At 55.0% G+C, this 20532-nt stretch carries 19 protein-coding genes and 1 pseudogene; 18 read left to right on the top strand and 2 right to left on the bottom strand.

The features are described from left to right. Positions 1 to 418 precede the first annotated feature (418 nt). From BLU70_RS06260 to rsmI, 7 genes and pseudogenes are all read left to right on the top strand, one after another. Entirely contained in the window at positions 419 to 1840 is a 1422-nt protein-coding gene (locus BLU70_RS06260) for an aminotransferase class I/II-fold pyridoxal phosphate-dependent enzyme (RefSeq protein WP_237716371.1), read from the top strand. Beyond that, on the top strand, positions 1833 to 2483 hold the full coding sequence (gene tmk / locus BLU70_RS06255; RefSeq protein ID WP_006445705.1) for a dTMP kinase: 651 nt from the start codon (positions 1833 to 1835) through the stop codon (positions 2481 to 2483). Before BLU70_RS06260 ends, tmk begins: the two co-directional genes overlap by 8 nt. Before the next feature lie 13 nt (positions 2484 to 2496). Further along, on the top strand, positions 2497 to 2826 hold the full coding sequence (locus BLU70_RS06250; RefSeq protein ID WP_006445704.1) for a cyclic-di-AMP receptor: 330 nt from the start codon (positions 2497 to 2499) through the stop codon (positions 2824 to 2826). 36 nt (positions 2827 to 2862) lie between these two features. Next, complete coding sequence (locus BLU70_RS06245; protein WP_237716370.1) at positions 2863 to 3792, top strand: DNA polymerase III subunit; 930 nt, start codon at positions 2863 to 2865, stop codon at positions 3790 to 3792. After that, positions 3792 to 4430 (top strand): annotated as a pseudogene (locus tag BLU70_RS06240) (PSP1 domain-containing protein); the annotation flags it as partial. The gene BLU70_RS06245 and the pseudogene BLU70_RS06240, both read left to right, overlap by 1 nt. A 40-nt stretch (positions 4431 to 4470) precedes the next feature. Next, positions 4471 to 4779, top strand: a complete 309-nt coding sequence (locus BLU70_RS06235) for an initiation-control protein YabA (protein WP_006445701.1) — start codon at positions 4471 to 4473, stop codon at positions 4777 to 4779. A 121-nt stretch (positions 4780 to 4900) separates the two neighbouring features. Further along, on the top strand, positions 4901 to 5782 hold the full coding sequence (rsmI, locus tag BLU70_RS06230; RefSeq protein WP_074692709.1) for a 16S rRNA (cytidine(1402)-2'-O)-methyltransferase: 882 nt from the start codon (positions 4901 to 4903) through the stop codon (positions 5780 to 5782). Positions 5783 to 5857: 75 nt separating this feature from the next. Here rsmI and BLU70_RS06225 read toward each other — a convergent pair whose 3' ends face one another. Continuing rightward, entirely contained in the window at positions 5858 to 6100 is a 243-nt protein-coding gene (locus tag BLU70_RS06225; RefSeq protein WP_040288444.1) for an AbrB/MazE/SpoVT family DNA-binding domain-containing protein, read from the bottom strand. A gap of 667 nt (positions 6101 to 6767) precedes the next feature. On the opposite strand from BLU70_RS06225, the gene metG reads away from it, so the two are divergent. Genes metG through rsmA form a run of 4 tightly spaced genes read left to right on the top strand, consistent with a single transcriptional unit; the run spans position 6768 to position 10929 of the window. Beyond that, the gene (gene metG, locus BLU70_RS06220) at positions 6768 to 8726 is read left to right on the top strand and encodes a methionine--tRNA ligase (protein ID WP_074692707.1); all 1959 of its coding nucleotides are present in this window, start codon (positions 6768 to 6770) and stop codon (positions 8724 to 8726) included. Further along, on the top strand, positions 8723 to 9502 hold the full coding sequence (locus BLU70_RS06215; RefSeq protein WP_040288442.1) for a TatD family hydrolase: 780 nt from the start codon (positions 8723 to 8725) through the stop codon (positions 9500 to 9502). The genes metG and BLU70_RS06215 overlap by 4 nt, the downstream gene beginning before the upstream one ends. Beyond that, positions 9503 to 10069: a ribonuclease M5 gene (gene rnmV / locus BLU70_RS06210; protein WP_074692705.1), complete on the top strand. Its 567-nt coding sequence runs from the start codon at positions 9503 to 9505 to the stop codon at positions 10067 to 10069. Further along, on the top strand, positions 10069 to 10929 hold the full coding sequence (gene rsmA / locus BLU70_RS06205; RefSeq protein WP_074692703.1) for a 16S rRNA (adenine(1518)-N(6)/adenine(1519)-N(6))-dimethyltransferase RsmA: 861 nt from the start codon (positions 10069 to 10071) through the stop codon (positions 10927 to 10929). The genes rnmV and rsmA overlap by 1 nt, the downstream gene beginning before the upstream one ends. A gap of 114 nt (positions 10930 to 11043) precedes the next feature. On the opposite strand, the gene BLU70_RS06200 is transcribed toward rsmA, so the two are convergent. After that, a complete protein-coding gene (locus BLU70_RS06200) occupies positions 11044 to 12576 on the bottom strand; it encodes a carboxylesterase/lipase family protein (RefSeq protein ID WP_074692856.1) in 1533 nt (510 codons plus the stop codon). A gap of 356 nt (positions 12577 to 12932) precedes the next feature. On the opposite strand from BLU70_RS06200, the gene BLU70_RS06195 reads away from it, so the two are divergent. The 7 genes from BLU70_RS06195 (at position 12933) to BLU70_RS06165 (ending at position 20532) form a co-directional block, all read left to right on the top strand. Then, positions 12933 to 14159, top strand: a complete 1227-nt coding sequence (locus tag BLU70_RS06195; protein ID WP_074692700.1) for an acyl-CoA dehydrogenase family protein — start codon at positions 12933 to 12935, stop codon at positions 14157 to 14159. A gap of 14 nt (positions 14160 to 14173) precedes the next feature. Next, on the top strand, positions 14174 to 14953 hold the full coding sequence (locus tag BLU70_RS06190; protein ID WP_074692698.1) for an SDR family oxidoreductase: 780 nt from the start codon (positions 14174 to 14176) through the stop codon (positions 14951 to 14953). Between the two features lie 43 nt (positions 14954 to 14996). Next, positions 14997 to 16622 (top strand): long-chain-fatty-acid--CoA ligase, encoded by a 1626-nt coding sequence (locus BLU70_RS06185; protein WP_074692695.1) that lies wholly within the window; start codon positions 14997 to 14999, stop codon positions 16620 to 16622. Beyond that, positions 16619 to 17218, top strand: a complete 600-nt coding sequence (locus tag BLU70_RS06180) for a TetR/AcrR family transcriptional regulator (protein WP_244885126.1) — start codon at positions 16619 to 16621, stop codon at positions 17216 to 17218. Before BLU70_RS06185 ends, BLU70_RS06180 begins: the two co-directional genes overlap by 4 nt. Positions 17219 to 17284: 66 nt before the next feature. Then, complete coding sequence (locus tag BLU70_RS06175) at positions 17285 to 18448, top strand: acyl-CoA dehydrogenase family protein (protein ID WP_006445684.1); 1164 nt, start codon at positions 17285 to 17287, stop codon at positions 18446 to 18448. A 164-nt stretch (positions 18449 to 18612) separates the two neighbouring features. Then, on the top strand, positions 18613 to 19374 hold the full coding sequence (locus BLU70_RS06170) for a beta-ketoacyl-ACP reductase (RefSeq protein ID WP_074692692.1): 762 nt from the start codon (positions 18613 to 18615) through the stop codon (positions 19372 to 19374). 12 nt (positions 19375 to 19386) lie between these two features. Further along, positions 19387 to 20532, top strand: coding sequence for an acetyl-CoA acetyltransferase (locus tag BLU70_RS06165; RefSeq protein WP_006445682.1), 1146 nt, complete (start codon positions 19387 to 19389; stop codon positions 20530 to 20532).

Here is a 20532-nt window from a genome sequence, read left to right as displayed (position 1 = left end):
ACAATGGCCCTTTCGAGTGCGTTCCGTTGAGCCCAAGATCGCGGCTTCTTCATATGCTACTATATGGGCAGGCATCCTTACGTTAAGAGGGGGAGAGATTCGGCGTGACGAAAATCATTTGGCCGTTGTGGGGCGTCATCTATGCCCTGGCGAGTGTTGTCGCGCTCGTTTCATTGATTCGCAATGAATGGAAGCGAAGAAAGAATTGATTTTTCCATAAGGGCCAGGGAGAATGGCGGTCCCCTGATTTTTCATTGGATAGCTTTCCTCGTCCGCTGTAAATCACCGTTATATTCAATTCTTGCAAAAGAACGTCTTACTTAAGTATATTCCGGTTTGCGTTTCACTTGACGCATGATGCGCCTTGCATGGATATGCGATGCTGTCGTGCGTTTACCTTGGAGAGGAGAACGAGTGTGTGCTGGATCACATTCGGGTGTCCGGCGATGGGTTGGGTCTAACGCCAATTCTCGATGCACTCGAGAAGCATGTGAAAGACGAACGAACGTCGCTTCATGTTCCCGGTCATCACAGTGGGCGCCTGTTTTACGAAGGTTTGTCCCCTTGGCTCGGCCAAGCGTTGCGCATCGATGTAACGGAACTGCCTGGATTGGACAACTTACACGCCACAGAGGGTTGCATTCTCGAATCCCAGCGGTTGACTGCCTCTTATTATGGCGCCGATGCCACGTACTATAGTGTCAACGGTGCGACGGCTTGCATCATGGCCGCGATTCGCGCGTGTGTGACGCCGAGTCGGAGACAGGTCATTCTACTAGGCCCTTGTCATGTCAGTGTCTGGCGCGGTCTTGTGCATGCTGACGCTGAACCTATATGGGTGCCATCTCCATGGCGGCCGGACTTACAGGCTTTCGAGTCCCCACAGTTAAGCACGCTGCGGGCTGCTCTAAAGAAACATGCACACGTTGCTTGTGTCGTCGTCACATCCCCGACATATCAAGGTTTGGTGGCAGACGTCGCAGGCCTTGCCGCTGTTTGTCACGATGCCGATGTGCCACTCGTTGTCGATGAAGCGCACGGGGCGCATTTTGGGCTTCATCCACTGCTGCCACCGCACAGCGTCGTGCAAGGTGCGGATATTGTCATTCAGAGTCCGCACAAAACGTTGCCCTGTTTGACCCAAGCGGCGTGGGTGCACGTAGTAGGCGACGCGGCACGGCAACGTGCAGTTCGCGAAGCACTCAGTTTTTTACAAACCACAAGCCCTTCCTACTTGTTACTTGCTTCACTTGACGCAGCGCAAGCCTGGTTGCATATCGGTCGCGAGATCGCGGAAGTAACGTTAACGACACTAGCGAAGTTTCGCGAACAAGAGCCGGGCAGGGATCCCATGCGCTTTTGGATCCCCACGGGTCATCACGCCGCCAGCAGGCGATTGGCCGATGAACTGCACAGGCATGGGATGTTTCTTGAATTTGCCGATGCGACAGGGGCGCTTGCCATCTTCGGTTTTGGCCAACACGAGCGCGAATTGGCACGTTTTTTTACGGTCTATCGCGCATGGCAAGAATCTGAGGCATCGCCGCTCCGACGTTCACATACGGATAGTCTCGAGGCCTTGTACCAGGTCGGTAGTAGCGAGCATGTGCTTCGCCCGCGTCAAGTCGAAGAGGCGACAGGGCGGCTGGTGCCACTCGCAAAGGCGGTCGGGTGCGTCTGTAAGCGCGCGATCGCGCCCTATCCACCGGGCGTTCCAGCGATTTGGCCTGGGCAGTTGGTGAGCAGAGAGGCCGTTAGAGTCCTGATGCGCCTTCGGGCCACAGGACAGACGCTTATAGGCATCGAACTTGGCGATCAGATTGAGGTGTGCGATGACTGACAGACGAGGTACATTCATCACGTTCGAAGGCATCGACGGGGCTGGGAAGACGACGCAAATCCAGCGACTGGCCACCTGGCTTGAAGAACAAGGGCTTCGCGTCGTCTGCACGCGGGAACCGGGCGGAACGCGCATTGGCGATGCAGTTCGGTCTGTGTTGCTCAACCCCCGACACACGGAGATGGCGGCGCGGACTGAGGTATTGCTTTATGCAGCTTCGCGCGCTCAGTTGGTTGACCAGGTCATACGACCGGCGCTTGAAGAAGGGGCCGTGGTGCTCTGTGATCGGTTTGTCGACGCTTCAATTGCTTACCAAGGGGCAGGGCTTGGTATCGGCGAAGAAGCAGTGCGTGCCGTGAATGCATTTGCACTGGGCAATCTGATGCCAGATTTAACCCTGTGGTTTGACATCGATTGGGTGCAAGCAAGGGAACGCCTTTTGGCTGCGCGAGGCCTTGGTAGTTTGGATCGCATCGAACAGAGGGGTGCGGACTTTTTTGATCGCGTAGCAAGTGCTTTTCGTGCGCTACAGATTGCGGAACCTGGGCGTATCCGACGGATTGACGCGCGTTTGGATGTAGAAGCGATGCAGCAGGAAATTAAGCGGGTTGTATGGAATCACATCAACAACGACTTGGAATAGGCGGGTGACCCCCATGAAGTTGATTATCGCAGTCGTACAGGACAAGGATAGTGCAAAGCTGGCACAAAACTTGGTTAAGGAAAATATCAGGGCAACCAAACTGGCTTCGACAGGCGGATTTCTTCACGCGGGCAACACCACGTTCTTGATTGGTACCGAAGATCACATGGTGGATCGCGTCAAAAGCATTATTCAGCAATCGTGCAAGGCGCGGGAACAAGTCGTGGCTCCGATGTCACCGATGGGCGCCAGTATGGAGTCATATATTCCGTACCCGGTCAACGTTCAGGTTGGTGGCGCGACGGTCTTTGTCCTTGACATTGAACAATTTGATCAGTTTTGAACACGGCGCTAACGGATGTAGGACGGAGGAATGCGTGTGGCTGCAGCGGGGGACACAACCAATGGGTCACTCGTAGGTTTACCCGAGCCGTTGATGACCTCGTTGACGGCCAGGAGCCTGTTGCATGCGGTACTACTGGTCGGTACTCCGACGGATACAGCGCGGGCGGCTGGGTTTGTTGCGCGCCATTTGCTTTGTGAACGGCCTGCGGACGCCCCTTGCGGGACGTGCCGTGCTTGCGTGCAAATGGCCGCGAGCGCGCATCCGGACTTTCTCGAGGTTGGTGCCGAAGGGCTCAAGACGGCGGATGTCGAGGCCGTACAGGACTGGCTGGCGACAAAGGCCCACGGCGGTCGCAAGGTTTACATACTTTACGGCGTGGATCATATGACTGGCGTGGCGGCAAACCGCATGTTGAAGACGCTTGAAGAGCCCGAACCGCATGTGTATGCCATCATGACGGCCAAGAGCCGCCAGAACGTGTTGTCGACCATTCGTTCGCGGGCATTTGCGTACGATCTCGCGCCGGCAGGTCCATACACTTCCACGGATCCGGCGGCGGCCGAACAACTTCACAGCTTGCTACATGCGACGGAAGATCCTTCGTTTGATGGCTTCGTCGATCAAATGATAAAATGGACGAAGATGTGGCTCGTCGAACGCGCGCCAGCGTGGACGCTGGCGGCAGCGTGGCAGTCGTTATCTGAACAATTACCCGCAGAGGACAGCCTGTTACTGCTCGCAGAGTGGTTGCGCGAAGTCCTGAATGTCCGTGCCAACATGCCGTGCGGTCGGTTTCAGGATTGGGAACAGGCCATTTTGCGCATCGCTCCCATCCTCGAGATTCATCAGTGGGCCGAAGCGATTGAAATTGTGCTGGAGTGCCGCCTACGGCTACAGTCACATGTGGTGGCCTTGCTGAATTTCGAGCAGATGTGCATCCGTTTGCGGGAGGTTTCATCCTAATGTACGACATTGTCGGCGTTCGCTTTAAGCCAGCCGGGAAAATCTATTATTTCGATCCCGGTGATCTCCCGATACACAAGGATTCACACGTCATCGTCGAAACGGCGCGCGGAGTTGAATATGGCCGCGTGGTTGTCGGTCGTCGCCAAGTGACGGAGGACTCGGTCGTGTTGCCTTTGAAACAGGTGATGCGTGTGGCGACGCCAGAAGACGAGATGACTGTAGAGGAAAACCGTGTGCGCGCACGGCAAGCCATGGTGACATTTCGCGAAAAGGTCGCGAAACACCGACTACAGATGAAGTTGGTCGACGCTGAATATACATTTGACAGAAACAAGTTGATTTTCTACTTTACAGCGGACGGCAGGGTCGATTTTCGCGAACTCGTAAAAGACTTGGCGAGCGTCTTCCGCGTTCGCATCGAGTTGCGGCAAATCGGCGTCCGCGATGAGGCAAAAATCCTTGGTGGGATTGGCCCGTGTGGCCGCCTGCTGTGTTGTTCAACGTGGATGGGCGAGTTTGATCCTGTATCTATTCGCATGGCCAAGGATCAAAGCTTATCACTCAACCCGTCCAAAATTTCGGGTTTGTGCGGCCGTTTGATGTGTTGTTTGAAATTTGAGAACGATTCGTACCAAGACCAAGACGCGATGGCGTAAAAGAGGTTGGTGTCCGCACATGGACAAGCAATCTTTGTTCGTACAAGTTGCGAATTTGGAAGAGCGGATTGGCGAGTTGTACGAGGAATTGGGATCGCTCAAGCACAAGATCCAGGAACTCATCGAAGAAAACCAGCGATTGCAACGGGAGAATGAACATTATCAAGCTGAATCGCTGGGCAAGACGGTCAACCTGGAGTCTGGTTCTGCGCAGGAAAACTTGCGCCGTATTTATCGAGAAGGATTCCACATCTGCAACGTCAAGTATGGGAGCTTGCGCACTGAAGGAGAATGTCTGTTTTGCCTTTCGTTTATCGATCGCGCCTGAAATCACAGGCGGGCTGTGCCTTCTGCGATAGAACAACTAAGGGTCTGTCGGTATCAAGCCGTCCGTTCATTGGGATGGATGTTCGGCTTGCGACAGGCCCTTTTTTGGTAGGTGAACATAGTTGGAGACGAGCGTAACGTCATCAGCTTGTCTATACGTATGCAGTACCCCGATTGGAAATCTTTCAGATGTCAGTTTGCGACTTCTTGAGGTATTGCGTGAGGTAGATCTTGTGTTGTGCGAAGATACGCGGCAAACCCGCAAGCTGTTCAGCCGCTACGATATCCCAGCGGATCGACTGCGCAGCTACCACCAGCATAACGAGCGGGCAAGTCAGGCGTGGTTGCGCGAGCAGTTTGCTGCAGGCAGTCGCATCGCGCTCGTATCGGATGCAGGTACGCCCCTCGTATCAGATCCAGGTGCAATTGTGGTCGAAACGGCCATCGCGATGAACGTTCCAGTGGTGCCCATTCCCGGGCCGAGCGCTGTACTGGCAGGATTGGTGGGTAGTGGGCTCGCCATGACACCGTTTGTCTATCTGGGATTTCCACCGCGGTCGCAGTCTGAGCGCACGCTATGGCTAGAACCGTTTCGGACTGTGCCGGCGACACTGGTGATGTATGAGGCGCCTCATCGCTTGCCGGGTACGCTTGCGTTTTTACGCGAGGCGCTTGGTGACAAACCTGCGGTTTTGGCCAAAGAACTTACAAAACTGCACGAGTCGTTTATGCGGGGAACGTTGTCCACGTTATGCGAGCGAATGGCTGAGGAGGAGCCACGGGGCGAGTATGTCGTGTTAATTGACAATCGGTTGACCGCAGAGGATGCACAACGCGCCCGTGCCGAGGAAGCTGAATGCGCGTGGCAGAGAGCCTTTGAAGAAGTTCACCGCGCCATGGAGCGAGGGATGTCGCACAAACAGGCTGTGGCCGAGGCGAGTGAGCGGTTTGGCGTGAAGCGTCGAGAACTTTACAATGCGACCCTGGCGCAAGGCGAGGACTGAATGCTGTCTTGCGTCGAGTAAAAAAGGCCACAGCAGGGGGTGCCTGCGGCGGCCTTGGCCTATACTCGTCTCAACTTACGCGTGTTGCATCTCGGAGATGCAAGACGGGCAGATGTTCTTGCCTTTAAAGTGGATAATCTCGTCCGCTTGTCCGCAGAAGATGCAAGCTGGTTCATACTTCTTCAGAATGATGCGATCCCCATCGACATAGATTTCGAGAGCATCCTTTTCGCCAATGCCGAGCGTGCGGCGCAGCTCGATAGGAATCACGACACGACCCAACTCGTCAACCTTGCGCACGATACCTGTAGACTTCACTGTACCATCCCCGTTCAATCAATAATATTTTTCTTTTTGAAATATCGCACAGCTCGGCAGCGACTATACCATCACTATCACGCCATGCAAATACTTCTATAGTCTTACTATACTGGATATCTGGCATTTTGCAAGACCTTACATTTCTGAAGGTAGCTGTTCGAATGATTCAGATTTCCGTGTTCGTGTGCGATGAAGCTTTCGGAGTATATCGATGTGTCGTATCATGATGTACTTTCGCTTTCAAACTACGCTCCAGAGCGCAAACGTGTGTTGGGTAACCGGCAGTTGCGATATGCAGGTGGATCGCGTATTATGGGGTGCAAATCAAGTCACAACTGCACATTGTGATTCGGTGAAGGAATGGTACCCAAAACGCAGTTGACAGCGAGCCGGGATGGTGGAAGCCGGTAACAGAGCGGTTGGGGAGTATGGTTCTGGAGAATCGCACGGTGAGGCTTACAGTTTGGCTAAGCCGGGCGCGGACGTTCCCGTTACAGAACAGGGCGCAAGATGAGCGCCTGCAACAAGGCCGGTAAACGAAAATTGCGGTGTACTGGCGAAGTTGGGTGGTACCACGAGCCAAGCCTCGTCCCAATCTGGGGCGAGGCTTTTTCGTGGTTGCCAGGAAACTGTGATGTGCCAGTAAGAAAAGGGGGAAGCAGCATTGGCAAAGCCGACGTTTTACATCACGACACCGATTTATTATCCCAATGACAAGCTGCACATTGGCCATGCCTATACCACCGTTGCCGCGGACGCGATGGCGCGCTACAAGCGATTGCGCGGTTACGACGTCTATTTCTTGACCGGAACAGATGAGCACGGCCAGAAAATCCAAACACGCGCGGCGCAGGCCGGGCTACCGCCCAAACAGTTTCTCGATCCGATTATCGACTGGATCCAATCGCTGTGGAAGAAACTCGACATTTCCTATGACGACTTCATACGGACGACAGAAGAGCGGCATACGAAGGTGGTCGCCGACATTTTTGAACGCCTTTTAAAGCAAGGCGACATTTACCTCTCTGAATACGAAGGCTGGTACTGCACGCCGGATGAGTCATTTTGGACGGAGCGGGAACTGAAGGATGGAAAGTGTCCTGAGTGCGGCCGCGAGGTACAGTTTGTCCGCGAGGCTTCGTATTTCTTCCGGATGAGCAAGTATGTCGACAAATTGGTGCAATACTACGACGAGAATCCAGAGTTTATCGAACCCGTTGGCCGCAAGACGGAAATGCTGAAGAACTTCATTGAGCCGGGGTTGCAGGATTTATGCGTATCACGCACGTCGTTTGATTGGGGCGTCCACGTCAAGAGCGACCCGAAGCATGTTGTCTACGTGTGGCTCGATGCCTTGACCAACTATATCACAGCGATAGGTTACGGTTCTGACAACCCGGAGCAACGGGCGAAGTTTGAGAAGTATTGGCCGGCCGACGTACACGTCGTCGGCAAAGACATCGTTCGCTTTCACACCATCTACTGGCCCATCATCCTTATGGCACTAGGCTTGCCGCTGCCGAAAAAGGTATTCGGTCACGGCTTCTTCCTGGCCAAGGGTGGGAAGATGAGTAAGTCGAAAGGTAACGTGATCGATCCGCTGCGCTTAATCGATCGCTATGGCCGCGACGCGTTTCGTTACTTCCTGTTGCGCGAGATTCCGTTTGGCCAGGACGGTGTTTTCACGCCTGAAGCCATGGTCGAGCGCCTCAATTACGATCTCGCCAACGACTTTGGCAACTTGGTGCATCGCACGGCCGCGATGCTCGGGCGGTTCACCGACAGAATTGTGCCTGAGCCGGGCGCACGCGTGGAACAGGATGAGGCACTGGCCGAGTTGGCTGAGTCGACGCGGGCGAAAGTCGAAGAGCACATGGACAAAATGCAGTTTTCCCTCGCGTTGACGGAGATTTGGAACCTTGTGCGCGCTGCGAATAAGTACATCGACGAGTGTCAGCCGTGGCGCTTGCACAAAGAAGGACAGACGGATCGCCTACAGACGGTGTTGTATCACATGGTCGAGGCCATCCGCGTTTCGACGATTTTAGTGCAGCCGTTTATGACTGATGCACCGGCGGCAATCCGGCAGCAGTTCGGATGGACGGCTGACGAATTTGCTTGGACAGCAGCTGTCATCGGGATGGGCGGTCACGGCAAGCATGTTGCCGAAGCGGCGCCTTTGTTCCCGCGACTCGATGTAGAAAAGGAGATTGAAGCATTGACTGAAATGACGACCAACCAGCATACGACAGCCAAGGCAGAGCCACAGGGGGCGGCAAAGGTTGCGCCAACCGGCAAGCCGCAAATCGGCATTGACGCGTTCGACCAAGTCGAACTTCGCGTCGGCCAGGTTTTGACCGCAAAAAAGGTCGAGGGTGCGGACAAATTGCTCCAATTCGATATCGATCTCGGCTCGGAGAAGCGGCAAATTGTTTCCGGTATCGCGAAGTTTTATCAGCCGGAGGAACTCGTCGGCAAAAAGGTGGTTGTCGTATCGAACCTAAAGCCTGCGAAATTGCGCGGCGTCGAATCACAGGGCATGATTTTGTGCGCCTCGGAAGGCGATAAGCTCTCCATTGTCTCGGTACCTGACTCCATGCCAAACGGAGCGATTGTCAAGTGAGACTGTTTGATACGCACTGCCATTTGATGGATGGGCAGTTTTCGGACGATCTCGACAAGGTGATCGCCCGAGCGCGCGAGGAGGGGGTCGACCGCGTGGTCATTCCGGCGGTCGACCTCTTAACGGCGCATGCGGCCATCCGCATCGCCGAAGCACACGAAGGCATCTATGCGGCGGTTGGCATTCATCCAGAGTCGGCGGCGGACGTCAAGAGCGAGGTCTATGATGAGATCGAACGCCTCGCCAAGCACGAAAAAGTCGTCGCAATTGGTGAAATTGGCCTCGATTATTACTGGGATCATGCACCCCGGCCCGTTCAGCAGGAGGTCATGGAACGACAGATTGAAATAGCCAAGCGGGTGGGGCTGCCCATCATCGTGCACAACCGGGAATCAACCGAGGACGTTATCACGCTGATTGCCAATGCTCAGGTCGGAACGAGTGTCGGAGGTGTCATGCACTGTTTCAACGAGCGCGAGGAGGTCCTTGTGCGGTGTTTAGACCTCGGCATGTACATCTCATTTGCGGGCCCAATTACGTTTAAGAAGTCGGACGATCTGCGCGCGCTCGCGGCGAAGGTACCGCCCGACAGGTTACTCGTCGAAACGGACAGTCCGTATTTGTCGCCCCATCCGTTTCGCGGCAAGCGCAACGAGCCGGCACGCGTGAAACTCGTCGCCGATACGGTGGCCTATGCGCGCGGTGAGTCCATTCAAACTTGCGCAAAGCAGACCTGGGAGAACGCTCATCGGCTGTTCTGGAAGGTGAAGCGCTAGATGACAGACGAACGGCCAAAACTCTCGGAAGTGGTGGTGGTCGAGGGCATTCACGACAAGCAGCGCGTCGATGAAGCCGTCGAGGCGGACGTCATTGTTCTTGGCGGGGATCGGCTGAGCAAGCGGGTGCTAGCGCTGTTGCGCCGCGCGATCGCGGTGCGAGGGGCCATTTTGCTCACCGATCCGGATGGTGCCGGCGAGCGGATCAGGCGCCGCATCGACAGATTGGCGCCCGGATGCAAACATGCGTATCTGCCACGTGCGAAGGCCATCGCAGACGGCGGGCTTGGCGTCGAACACGCACGTTCCGAAGACGTTAAATGTGCGTTGCTGGCAGCGCGATCGACAGATGTAGCAAAGCAGGTATACGTTCAGGAGGAATATACCTACGACGATTTGCTGCAGCATGGCTTAACAGGTCACCCGCAAGCGGCAATCCGCAGGCAGCGAGTCGGTGATGCCCTGGGTATTGGTTACGGCAATACGAAGGCGTTTTTGCACAAGTTAAACGCCTATGGTGTCACGCGCGACGAATTCGAACGAGCAGTGGAAAGGTTGACTGACTGATGGCTGGGGTCGATTTTGGACCGCGGGCGACGAAGGAGCTCTTGCGGCAGTACGGCGTGATCGCCAAGAAGCAACTGGGGCAAAACTTCCTGATTGATGCACGTGTGTTGGATGGGATTGTCGCCGCTGTCAACGCCGATGACCACACGGTGGCACTTGAGGTGGGGCCTGGGCTTGGAGCGCTTACCACGCAATTGGCGGAACGGGCTCGACAGGTGGTGGCTATCGAAAAGGATGAAACCCTGCGGCCACTGCTTGGTGGCGTGCTGGCCGGGCAAGGGAATGTGGAGCTCGTGTTTGCGGATTGTTTAAAGGTCGATATCGAGACCTTGGTGTCCCCTTTTTTGCAAGAGGATGACGATCTCGTCTTTGCCGCCAATCTTCCGTACTATGTCACGACGCCGATTTTGTTTGCCGTACTCGAATCCAAGTTGCCACTTCGTCGCGCCGTCGTCATGGTCCAGCGCGAGGTCGCGGATCGAATGGTAGCCGCGCCGGGCGGTAAAGACTATGGCGTCCTGTCGGTCGGCGTACAGTATCGGGGTGCGGTGCAACGGTTATTTGTCGTTCCGCCGAGTGCCTTTCTCCCTCAACCGGGGGTTGAGTCGGCCGTTGTGCTGATCGACTGTGAGCATCGTCCACCTTTGCGCGCTCCCGACGAGGAGACATTTTTTCGAGTCGTACGGGCGGCCTTTTCGACGCGCCGGAAAACGCTTGAAAATGCGCTGGCAGGCGGTCTAGGCATCGCAAAGTTGGAAGCAGCCGACCTGATTCGAAGGGCGGGCCTCAACCCCTCGGCACGCGCGGAGGCCTTGTCCATTGAGGATTTTGTACGTTTAGCTGAGCAAATGGGGCCCTAGAGCCCCTTATGCCCAGACGGTTATCTGGCGTACCCTGTGTCAGCAACACCGATGTTCCAAGCGTCGCGAATGGTGCCGCAACTTTGTCCTCCGATCTACATCGTCGTACTTAAATCAGAAAATGTATTGTTTTTGCTTAAAGTACGCTTGCACGAAGAACTGCATAAGAGGACTTGGCTCTTGTCGGATAAATTTGGGCTCGTCGCCGAATACCATGGCGTACGGCGCATCGGGTGTGCAGGGATACCAGTGTGGCAAATCTTGACCCGTCACATCTTTCCCATTTGGATCTCCAGAACGGATGAAGTTGGCCCAATAATCACACATTTGGCGAGCCAAGTCGTAATGTTTGCCGACAAACGGCCGCCAACACTTAGCCAGAGTCTCGAAGAAAAACCACAAATCAACCGAATGAAAGGCCCCTGGCTGATCCCACCCCGGAATTTCCGCATCAAATACGTAATAGTACAATGGCTCTTGCGTCTTCCAGTTGCTACTGGCTTGTACGGCGGTGCGGATAGCAAACTCCAAGGAATGGAGAGTGGCCTTTTTCAGAACGTCTTCGAAATCATGAGCATCTGCTTCGCAAAGCGCAAGATATGTTGCCGCGTCATCACCGAAACGTTCGACGGCCATTTGCTTTAATTCATCTAAATCTTTGACGTTTGGGGTGCTATAAAATTCGTCAGACGTGTGGCCAACAAGCACGGGAACCTGTAAGTGTTTACCCTCGACAAAGAGATCAAATCCGTTACCCATGCAGAATACGTCATCCACGACAGTCCCCCAGAAGCCCTTATATTCGAGTGCTTTGTCCCGGATATAGAAAGCGTCGAGCTGGCGGGCTTCGGCTAGGGAGGATACGCCAAGAAACGCAAAGAATTGCATCCCGTCCGCTTCAGCTTCCGCCAGCGTTCTCCCGTAACCTGGCATACGACCGCCGGGATAAACTCTGCCAAACATTCCACTTTGGATAATTGCCCTCTGTACGAGCCCTTCGTTCTGGGGGGACGTGAGTTGGCTTACTACACTTCCACCGCCAGCGGATTGGCCACCAATCGTGATATTCTCCGGATTGCCGCCGAATGCAGCGATATTGCGCTTGACCCATTGTGTCGCAAACTGTTGATCGAGATGTCCAAAATTGGTCGGAGCTTCGGGGGCTTCTGCTGTAATCTCCGGATGACACAAAAACCCAAACACGTTGAGGCGGTAGTTGACGGTAACCACGACGATTCCTCGGCGCGCGAGGCGTTCGCCGTCAAACTCCATTTCAGATGTGTAACCGACCTGCAATCCGCCACCGAAATACCAAACAAACACGGGAAGCTTTTCGTCAGGGCTGTGTGCCGGTGTCCAGATGTTGAGATAAAGACAATCCTCACTCATGGGGGTATCCGGATCGACATGCCATTCTCGACCGTAGATGTTGTTTTCATTGTGGTGTATGGGTGATTGCATGGAAATCGGTGCAAAGGTAAAAGCGTCGAGTACGCCGTCCCAGTCCTTTGCAGGCTGAGGAGCTCGCCAGCGATTTTCTCCGACTGGCGGAGCTGCAAAGGGAATGCCTTTAAAGCTTGTAATACGAGGGTCGGCTGCCGGGAGCCCCCGAACGAAACCGTTCTCGACCTTCACGACCCGCAACATGCTTTGCATAGCTCCTATCTCCCTTCAGACAGATGATTTGTCAGGCAGCCTGACCACGATTGAGATGGCCGACAGTGAAGCGAATATTACTGTGGGCGGCACGATACCGTGCAATCGTCCCTAGGACGACGCAAGCCTGAGCGCTTGACTTCCTACTTGTATACTATATTGCAAACTTACGATGTCTTCTGGTCTTTTTGGGGAAGGACACTTGTCCGCCGCGATGAACTTTTTCATGCAGTCTGACAGGCGGGATTTGTCATCCAAAGTGCAAAATCTCTATGTAGCCCGGACAGGCATCCATGCGTTATAATAGCGCCGTAACATACCAACCGGTCAGTACACAGGAGGGGCTCATGGATTTCTCCTATTCTGAGAAGGTCGCTCGGTTACGAGAAAAGCTCACGGAGTTTATGGAAACGAATGTGTACCCGAACGAAGCTGTTTACGTCGCCCAGCTGAAAGCGCTTACTACCAAATCGCGACGGTGGTCGAGCATACCACCGATTGTGGAGGAACTGAAGGCACGGGCAAAAGAGCAAGGATTATGGAATTTGTTCCTTCCCGATAGTGATTATGGAGCAGGCCTAACAAACCTCGAATACGCGCCGCTTTGTGAAATCATGGGTCGATCTATCATCGCTCCTGAAATTTTTAATTGTAATGCCCCTGATACCGGGAACATGGAAGTTCTCGCGCGATACGGATCCGAGGAGCAGAAGGACCGGTGGCTTCGCCCGCTTTTAGCTGGCGAGATTCGCTCTTGTTTTGCGATGACCGAGCCAGACGTCGCCTCAAGCGACGCCACCAACATCAGGGCGAGCATTGTTCGCGACGGAGACGAATATATCGTCAACGGCCGCAAGTGGTGGTCTACGGGAGCGGGGGACCCGCGTTGCCAATTCGCCATCGTCATGGGGTGCACAAACCCTGAGGCACCGCGGCATGAACAACAGTCTATGATTCTCGTGCCATTTGATACGCCTGGTGTACGAGTCGAACGCATGCTCTCCGTCTTCGGGTACGATCACGCTCCACATGGTCATGGTGAGATTATATTTGATCACGTGCGCGTCCCGGCAAGTCACATCATCTGGGGGGAAGGAAAGGGGTTCGCGATCGCGCAGGGGCGTTTGGGCCCTGGCCGCATTCATCACTGTATGCGCCTATTAGGTGCGGCGGAACGCGCGCTCGAGCTCTTGTGTAAGCGTGTACAATCGCGTGTGGCCTTTGGCCAGCCCCTTGCCGGCCAAGGAGTCATTCAAGACTGGATTGCACAGTCCCGAATGGAGATTGAGCAGGCGCGCCTTTTGACCCTGAAGGCCGCATACATGATGGACACGGTTGGCAATCGAGCGGCCCGTACCGAAATTGCAATGATCAAGGCTGTTGCGCCGAACGTCGCACTCCGCGTGATCGATCGAGCTATCCAAGCCCATGGCGCCGCCGGTGTGAGCGACGATTATCCGCTTGCGGCCTTTTGGGCAAACGCCCGAACCTTGCGCATTGCGGACGGGCCAGATGAAGTGCATCTTATGCAAATCGCGCGCGACGAGTTGCGGAAGTATCGTGAGGCGCCATAAGAGAGGGGAACTCCATGCATATCCGTGATTTATTTGATCTTCATGGCAGGGTAGCGATTGTCACAGGGGGTGGGCGTGGACTGGGTGAACAGTTGGCCGAGGCGCTTGCAGAAGCGGGGGCGGATTTGCTTTTGTGCTCGCGCAAGGTCGAGGCTTGCAGAGAAGTGGCGGATCGCCTTACAGCCGAGACAGGTGTCAAGGTGATTGCGATGTCCTGTGATATCGCGCAACCTGAGGATGTGGCTCGGGTTGTCGAGCGGGCCATGGCAGAGTTTGGCCGAATCGACATCTTAGTGAACAACAGCGGCGCGACTTGGGGTGCCCCTGCTGTCGACATGCCGCTTGAAGCCTGGCGTAAGGTCATTGACACAAACGTCACGGGCACGTTCTTGATGAGCCAGGCGGTTGGTCGCGTCATGATTCAGCAAGGCGGCGGGAAGATCATCAACATTGCTTCCACTGCCGGTTTTGGCGGCGTCGATCCGCGATTGATGGATGCCATTGGCTACAACACGAGCAAAGGTGCCATTTTGACATTTACCAAGGATCTTGCCGTCAAATGGGGGCCGCACGGCGTCACGGTCAATGCCATTGCGCCGGGCTTCTTTCCCACTAAGATGTCGAGGGGTGTTCTCGCCCAGGCTGGCGAGGCACTTTTGGCACAGACGCCTTTGGGGCGCTTTGGCGGCGACTTTGACTTAAAGGGTGCTGCTGTTTTTCTTGCATCCGCCGCATCCGATTACATGACGGGGGCTGTGTTGACGATCGACGGTGGTGTCTCGGCGCATCACTGATCTGCGGCCTGCATCGCCGCGGAATTGTAAAGGAGGTTGCGTAATGTTACAAGGCTATGGGTTTCAGCATTACCCCGCGCACATTCCGACGAGCATTGACGTGCCGGAGATATCGATGCGGGATTTATTCAGGCAATCGGTGAAGACGTATCGCGACTGCGTTGCCACGTGGTTCTACGGCCGGCAGATGACCTACGGCGAGTTGCAACAGGCAGTCGATGCCTTTGCTGCAGGACTTCAAGGACTGGGCGTCGGTAAGGGAGATAGAGTTGCCATCATGTTGCCGAATTGCCCGCAATATGTCATTGCGTATTACGGGATCCTGACGGCCGGTGCCGTTGTCGCACAGGTGAATCCGATGTCCGTGCCCCGCGAACTCCAACACATTCTGGCCGATTCCGGGGCAAAGGTGATGGTGACGCTCGACGCCCTCGCGCCGCGCGTACAGGGTGTGCAAAGCGAAACGGATGTGGCGTACATCATTAGTGTTGCGTTGCAGGATCAGAGTGTTACACCTGAGGGTACCACTCCGTTTGCCGCCGTGGTACAAAACGGTCTGGCAAGGCCATTGGACGAAGTGATGATCGATCCGGCAGAGGATGTCGCTGTGCTTCAATACACAGGTGGTACGACAGGGCTTTCAAAAGGTGCTATGCTGACGCATCGCAACCTCGTCGCCAACACCTTGCAATGCTACTACTTCTTCCGCGACAGTTATCATCCCGGCAACGATACGTGCCTAACCGTCCTCCCACTGTTCCACGTCTTTGGCATGACCGTGTGTATGAACGTTTCCATTTATAACGGCGCACGCTTACTCCTGATACCGCGCTTCGATCCGGCGGAGGTGGCACAGATTATCAAGGCGGAGCAACCGACGATGTTCCCTGGGGTGCCCACGATGTATACCGCGCTGTTACATTTGCCGAATATCGAAAATTACGGCTTGAATAGCATACGAGTTTGCAATAGTGGAGGCGCTCCGATGCCAGTCGAGTTGATGCGCGCATTTGAAGCGAAAACGGGTACGACCGTGTACGAAGGATTTGGCTTGTCCGAAGCTTCGCCGGTGACGCACTGCAATTCGACGTTTGCCCCACGTAAGCCAGGGACGATTGGATTGCCGTACCCGTCGACCGAATACAAAATCGTCGATCTGGAAGACGGCGTCACGGAGGTGCCTGTTGGGGAGATTGGCGAACTGGTCATTCGTGGCCCGCAAGTCATGAAAGGGTATTGGAACATGCCGGAGGAGACCGCGCGGACGCTGCGTGACGGTTGGTTATATACGGGCGATATTGCCACCGTCGACGAAGATGGCTACGTATCGATTGTGGACCGCAAAAAGGACATGATCATCGCCAGTGGTTATAACATCTATCCGCGCGAGGTCGAGGAGGTTTTATACGAACATCCGGCAGTTCAGGAGGCCATTGTCGTCGGTGTACCTGATGCGTACCGCGGAGAAACGGTGAAGGCGTTTATCGTCCTTAAGGCAGGTGCGCAAGCGACGGAAGACGAAATTATTGCACACTGTAAAGCGGGATTGTCTCCATATAAGGTTCCGAAGCTCATCGAGTTTCGCAGCGAGCTTCCCAAAAGCAGCGTAGGCAAGTTGTTGCGGCGTGCCTTGCGAGAAGAATCTACAGCGAAAGTGGATGGTGCATGAACGACGAGAAACCAGACATGAGAACACTCATCGCTGAGGTGAGCCTTGCCCTTTTTGAGAAACGTGGATTTACGGAGACGTCTGTCCAAGACATTTGTGATGAACTGGGTGTCACCAAAGGGACGTTTTACTACTATTTCGCCAGCAAAGAGGCCCTGCTCATGGACATCCATGAACAGTACATCGTGACGTTGCTCGAGGAACAGGGCAAAATTTTGGCCGATGCCGATTTGACTTATCGAGAAAAGGTTTGCGCCATCTTGTACATGCTGATTCGCGACATCGAAAAGCGCGGTGCTCGGGGGCGCGTGTTTTTCCGCGAGATGCGCCATCTCAACGACGAGCGAAAGGCCAAAATTGTACCATTGCGCAACCAATTCCGTCTCAATATTGAACAAATGGTGCGCGAGGGCGTGGAGGCTGGCGCTTTTCGATCCGCAACCAATCCAAAGCTTGCGGCGTTTGCACTGCTCGGCATTGCAAACTGGAGCTACCAATGGTTTCATCCTGACGGCGAACTGTCGGATCAAGAAGTTGCTGATGCATTCGCGGCGATGTTGCTGGAAGGTATAGAAGTGGCGTCGCGAGATCGATGACGCATGCGTGAAATAGTAGGCTGCGTTGGAGACTTGAGTGTCCTGTTGGAATGGAGAGGTGAGCCGATGGACTATGTGCTTACGCCTGAACTGGATATGTTGCGCCGGGCCATCCGGGAATTCGTTGAGGGCGTGATCGAACCGCGCGCGATGCAGATTGAGGACGAGGATGAGGTACCCGATGACATCATGGAAGCATCGCGAAGGCTTGGTCTTTTTGGGCTTAGCATTCCGGAGGAATACGGTGGCTTAGGGCTTGACATGGTTGGCAAATGCACGCTCTTTACGGAGTTAGGCAAAACCATCAACGGCTACACATCGATCATCGGAGCCCACAATGGCATTGGTTCTGTCGGGATTGTTGCGTTTGGAACTAAGGAACAAAAGATGAAGTATCTTCCGAAGATGGCGAGCGGCGAGTGGATAGGGGCATTCGCATTGACCGAACCGCAGGCGGGATCGAACGCGGCGGCGCTCAAAACGACAGCCGTGAAGAAGGGTGATCGCTATGTGCTGAACGGGCAGAAAATTTATATCACCAATGCGCCTTTGGCACACGTGTTCACCGTCATGGCCGTGACGGATCCCGAGAAGGGAGCAAAGGGGATCACGTCATTTATCGTCGAGCGCGATTTCCCGGGTTTTCGCGTAGGGCATATTGAAAAGAAGATGGGGCTGCATGGGTCACACACAGCCCAGTTGTTCTTCGACGATATGGAAGTGCCGGAAGAGAACGTGCTGGGCGTGGCCGGCGATGGGTATGTCAATGCCTTAAAAATTCTGGCCAATGGCCGGGCTGGTTTAGCCGCCAGGTGCTTAGGATCCTGCGAGTATCTGCTCGATAAATCCGTTCAGTATGCGCATGAGCGGGTGCAGTTCGGGAAGCCGATTTTTGAACAACAGATTATCCAGCACTACCTTGCGGAAATGGCGACCGAGATCGAGCTGTTGCGCAGTTTTGTGCACCGTGTGGCTTGGATGACCGACCAAGGCATGAATGTGGTGAAAGAGGCTGCGATGCTTAAGCTCTACGGTTCTGAGGTGTACAACCGAATCGCCGACAAGGCGGTCCAGATCCACGGTGGGCTTGGTTATATTGCGGAGTATCCAATCGAGCGGTTTTATCGGGACGCTCGTATCACGCGCATTTATGAAGGGACGTCTGAAATTCAAAAAAATATTATCGCCGCGCAATTGCACAAGGAATACCAACGCCGACAGCCTGAGTAGGCGGGCACATATCCTCTGTGAAGTTCGTTACTCTATGTAGTTCGACCATAGCTTTAGAAGCAGAATCGCAAGCAACTCATGGAGATGTCGGTAAAGTGATTGGGTTGAAAACGCTTACCGTGGTTGAATCGTCAAGCTGAGAAAAACAGAAGGGAGTCATTTGTATGGCGCGTTTAACGGGGCAGGTAGCAATAGTGACAGGTGCGGCACGAGGGATCGGCGCGGCGACAGCAAAACGGCTGGCGGCGGACGGTGCGAAGGTGGCTGTGTTCGATTTGAAAGAAGAGTGGACTGGGGACACGGTGAAGGCCATTCAAGCTGGTGGCGGCGAGGCCATCGGGTTCGGTTGTGACGTGACGGACAAAGTTGCAGTGGAAACCGCCATGCAGACCGTCGTCGAACGCTTCGGCCGGCTTGATATCCTCGTGAACAACGCAGGTGTGATTCGCGACAATTTACTCTTTAAGATGTCGGAGGACGACTGGGACATTGTGATGAATGTGCATCTTAAAGGCGCGTTTTTGTGCAGTAAAGCCGCGCAAGCGTACATGGTACAACAGCGTTCAGGCAAAATCGTGAACACGTCGAGCACGTCCGCCCTTGGCAATCGGGGACAGGCCAACTATGCCGCGGCGAAGGCGGGCATCCAGGGATTTACGCGTACCCTGGCACTCGAACTTGGGCCATTTGGCATTCGGGTGAATGCGGTCGCGCCCGGCTTTATCGAGACCGATATGACGAAACAGACGGCGGATCGCGTCGGCATGGACTTTGATCAATTTAAGGAAATGGCGGTGCAATCGATCGCGCTGCGTAGAGTCGGTAAACCGGAGGATGTGGCAAATGTGGTTGCCTTCCTCGTGAGTGACGATGCAGCCTATGTCTCGGGCCAAGTGATCTACATCGACGGTTGCAGGATGCGCTGAGGAGGTTGTGTCATGAGGCGCGATCGGATCGCGGCAATTGTCGGTATCGCGGAATCAGATATTGGCGTGACACCGGATAAGACTGTCCTTCAGCTACAGGCGCAAGCAGCCGTGCGCGCCTTGACCGATGCCGGATTGCATACACGCGACGTGCAGGCCCTGTTTTGCGCGGGGGCATGGACCACGTGGACCAACCTGATGCTCGCCGAGTATCTAGGCATACAGCCCATCTATACGGATTCCACTAACATAGGTGGTTCTTCGTTCGAGGCGCATATAGGGCATGCCGTGGCTGGGATTCAGGCCGGGTTGTTCGAGGTTGCCCTAATTGTCTATGGCAGTACGCAACGGTCTCAGCGCCTGCGTGGCAAGGTACCGGGGGAAGTCGGTCTCACCGAGCAGTACGAGGCTCCATTTGGATTACCTGTACCCGTAGGCGCGTACGCCATGGCGGCCATGCGGCACATGTACGAATACGGCACGCGCTCCGAGCAGCTTGCCGAGGTCGCCGTTGCAGCGCGCCAGTGGGCGATGCAAAATCCGCGTGCCTTCGCGCGCGATCCGCTAAGCGTCGAGGACGTCCTTGCCTCCCGGATGATTTGCGAGCCACTTCATCTATATGACTGCTGTCTAGTCACAGACGGTGGCGGCGCCATTGTTGTCACATCCGAACGCGTGGCGCGCCAGTGTCGACACAAGCCCATCTGGGTACTCGGGCACGCCGAGACGCACACGCATCACACATTGCTCTCGATGCCGGACGTGACATCCACCGGTGCCGCCGTGACTGGTCCACGCGCCATGGCGATGGCCGGCATTCGCCACGACGACGTCGATGTCGCCGAGATTTACGACTCGTTTACGATCACGGTGATTGTCACGCTCGAAGCTTTGGGCTTTTGTCACCAGGGAGAAGGTGGAGCGTTCGTCAGCGGTGGGCGGATCGCACCAGGGGGCAGTTTCCCAATGAATACGAACGGGGGTGGTCTGTCCTATTGCCATCCAGGCATGTATGGAATCTTCCTGCTGATTGAGGCGGCGCTGCAGTTGCGAGGGGACGCAGGTATGCGTCAGGTGCCCAACGCACAAATTGCACTCGTCCACGGAACGGGCGTCCAGTTGTCTTCGAGTGCAACTGTTGTCTTAGGGAGGGATTAG

Source organism: Alicyclobacillus hesperidum (genome assembly GCF_900107035.1).
GTDB classification, from domain to species: Bacteria; Bacillota; Bacilli; order Alicyclobacillales; family Alicyclobacillaceae; genus Alicyclobacillus; species Alicyclobacillus hesperidum.
This window is presented reverse-complemented; position numbering and strand designations above follow the sequence as displayed.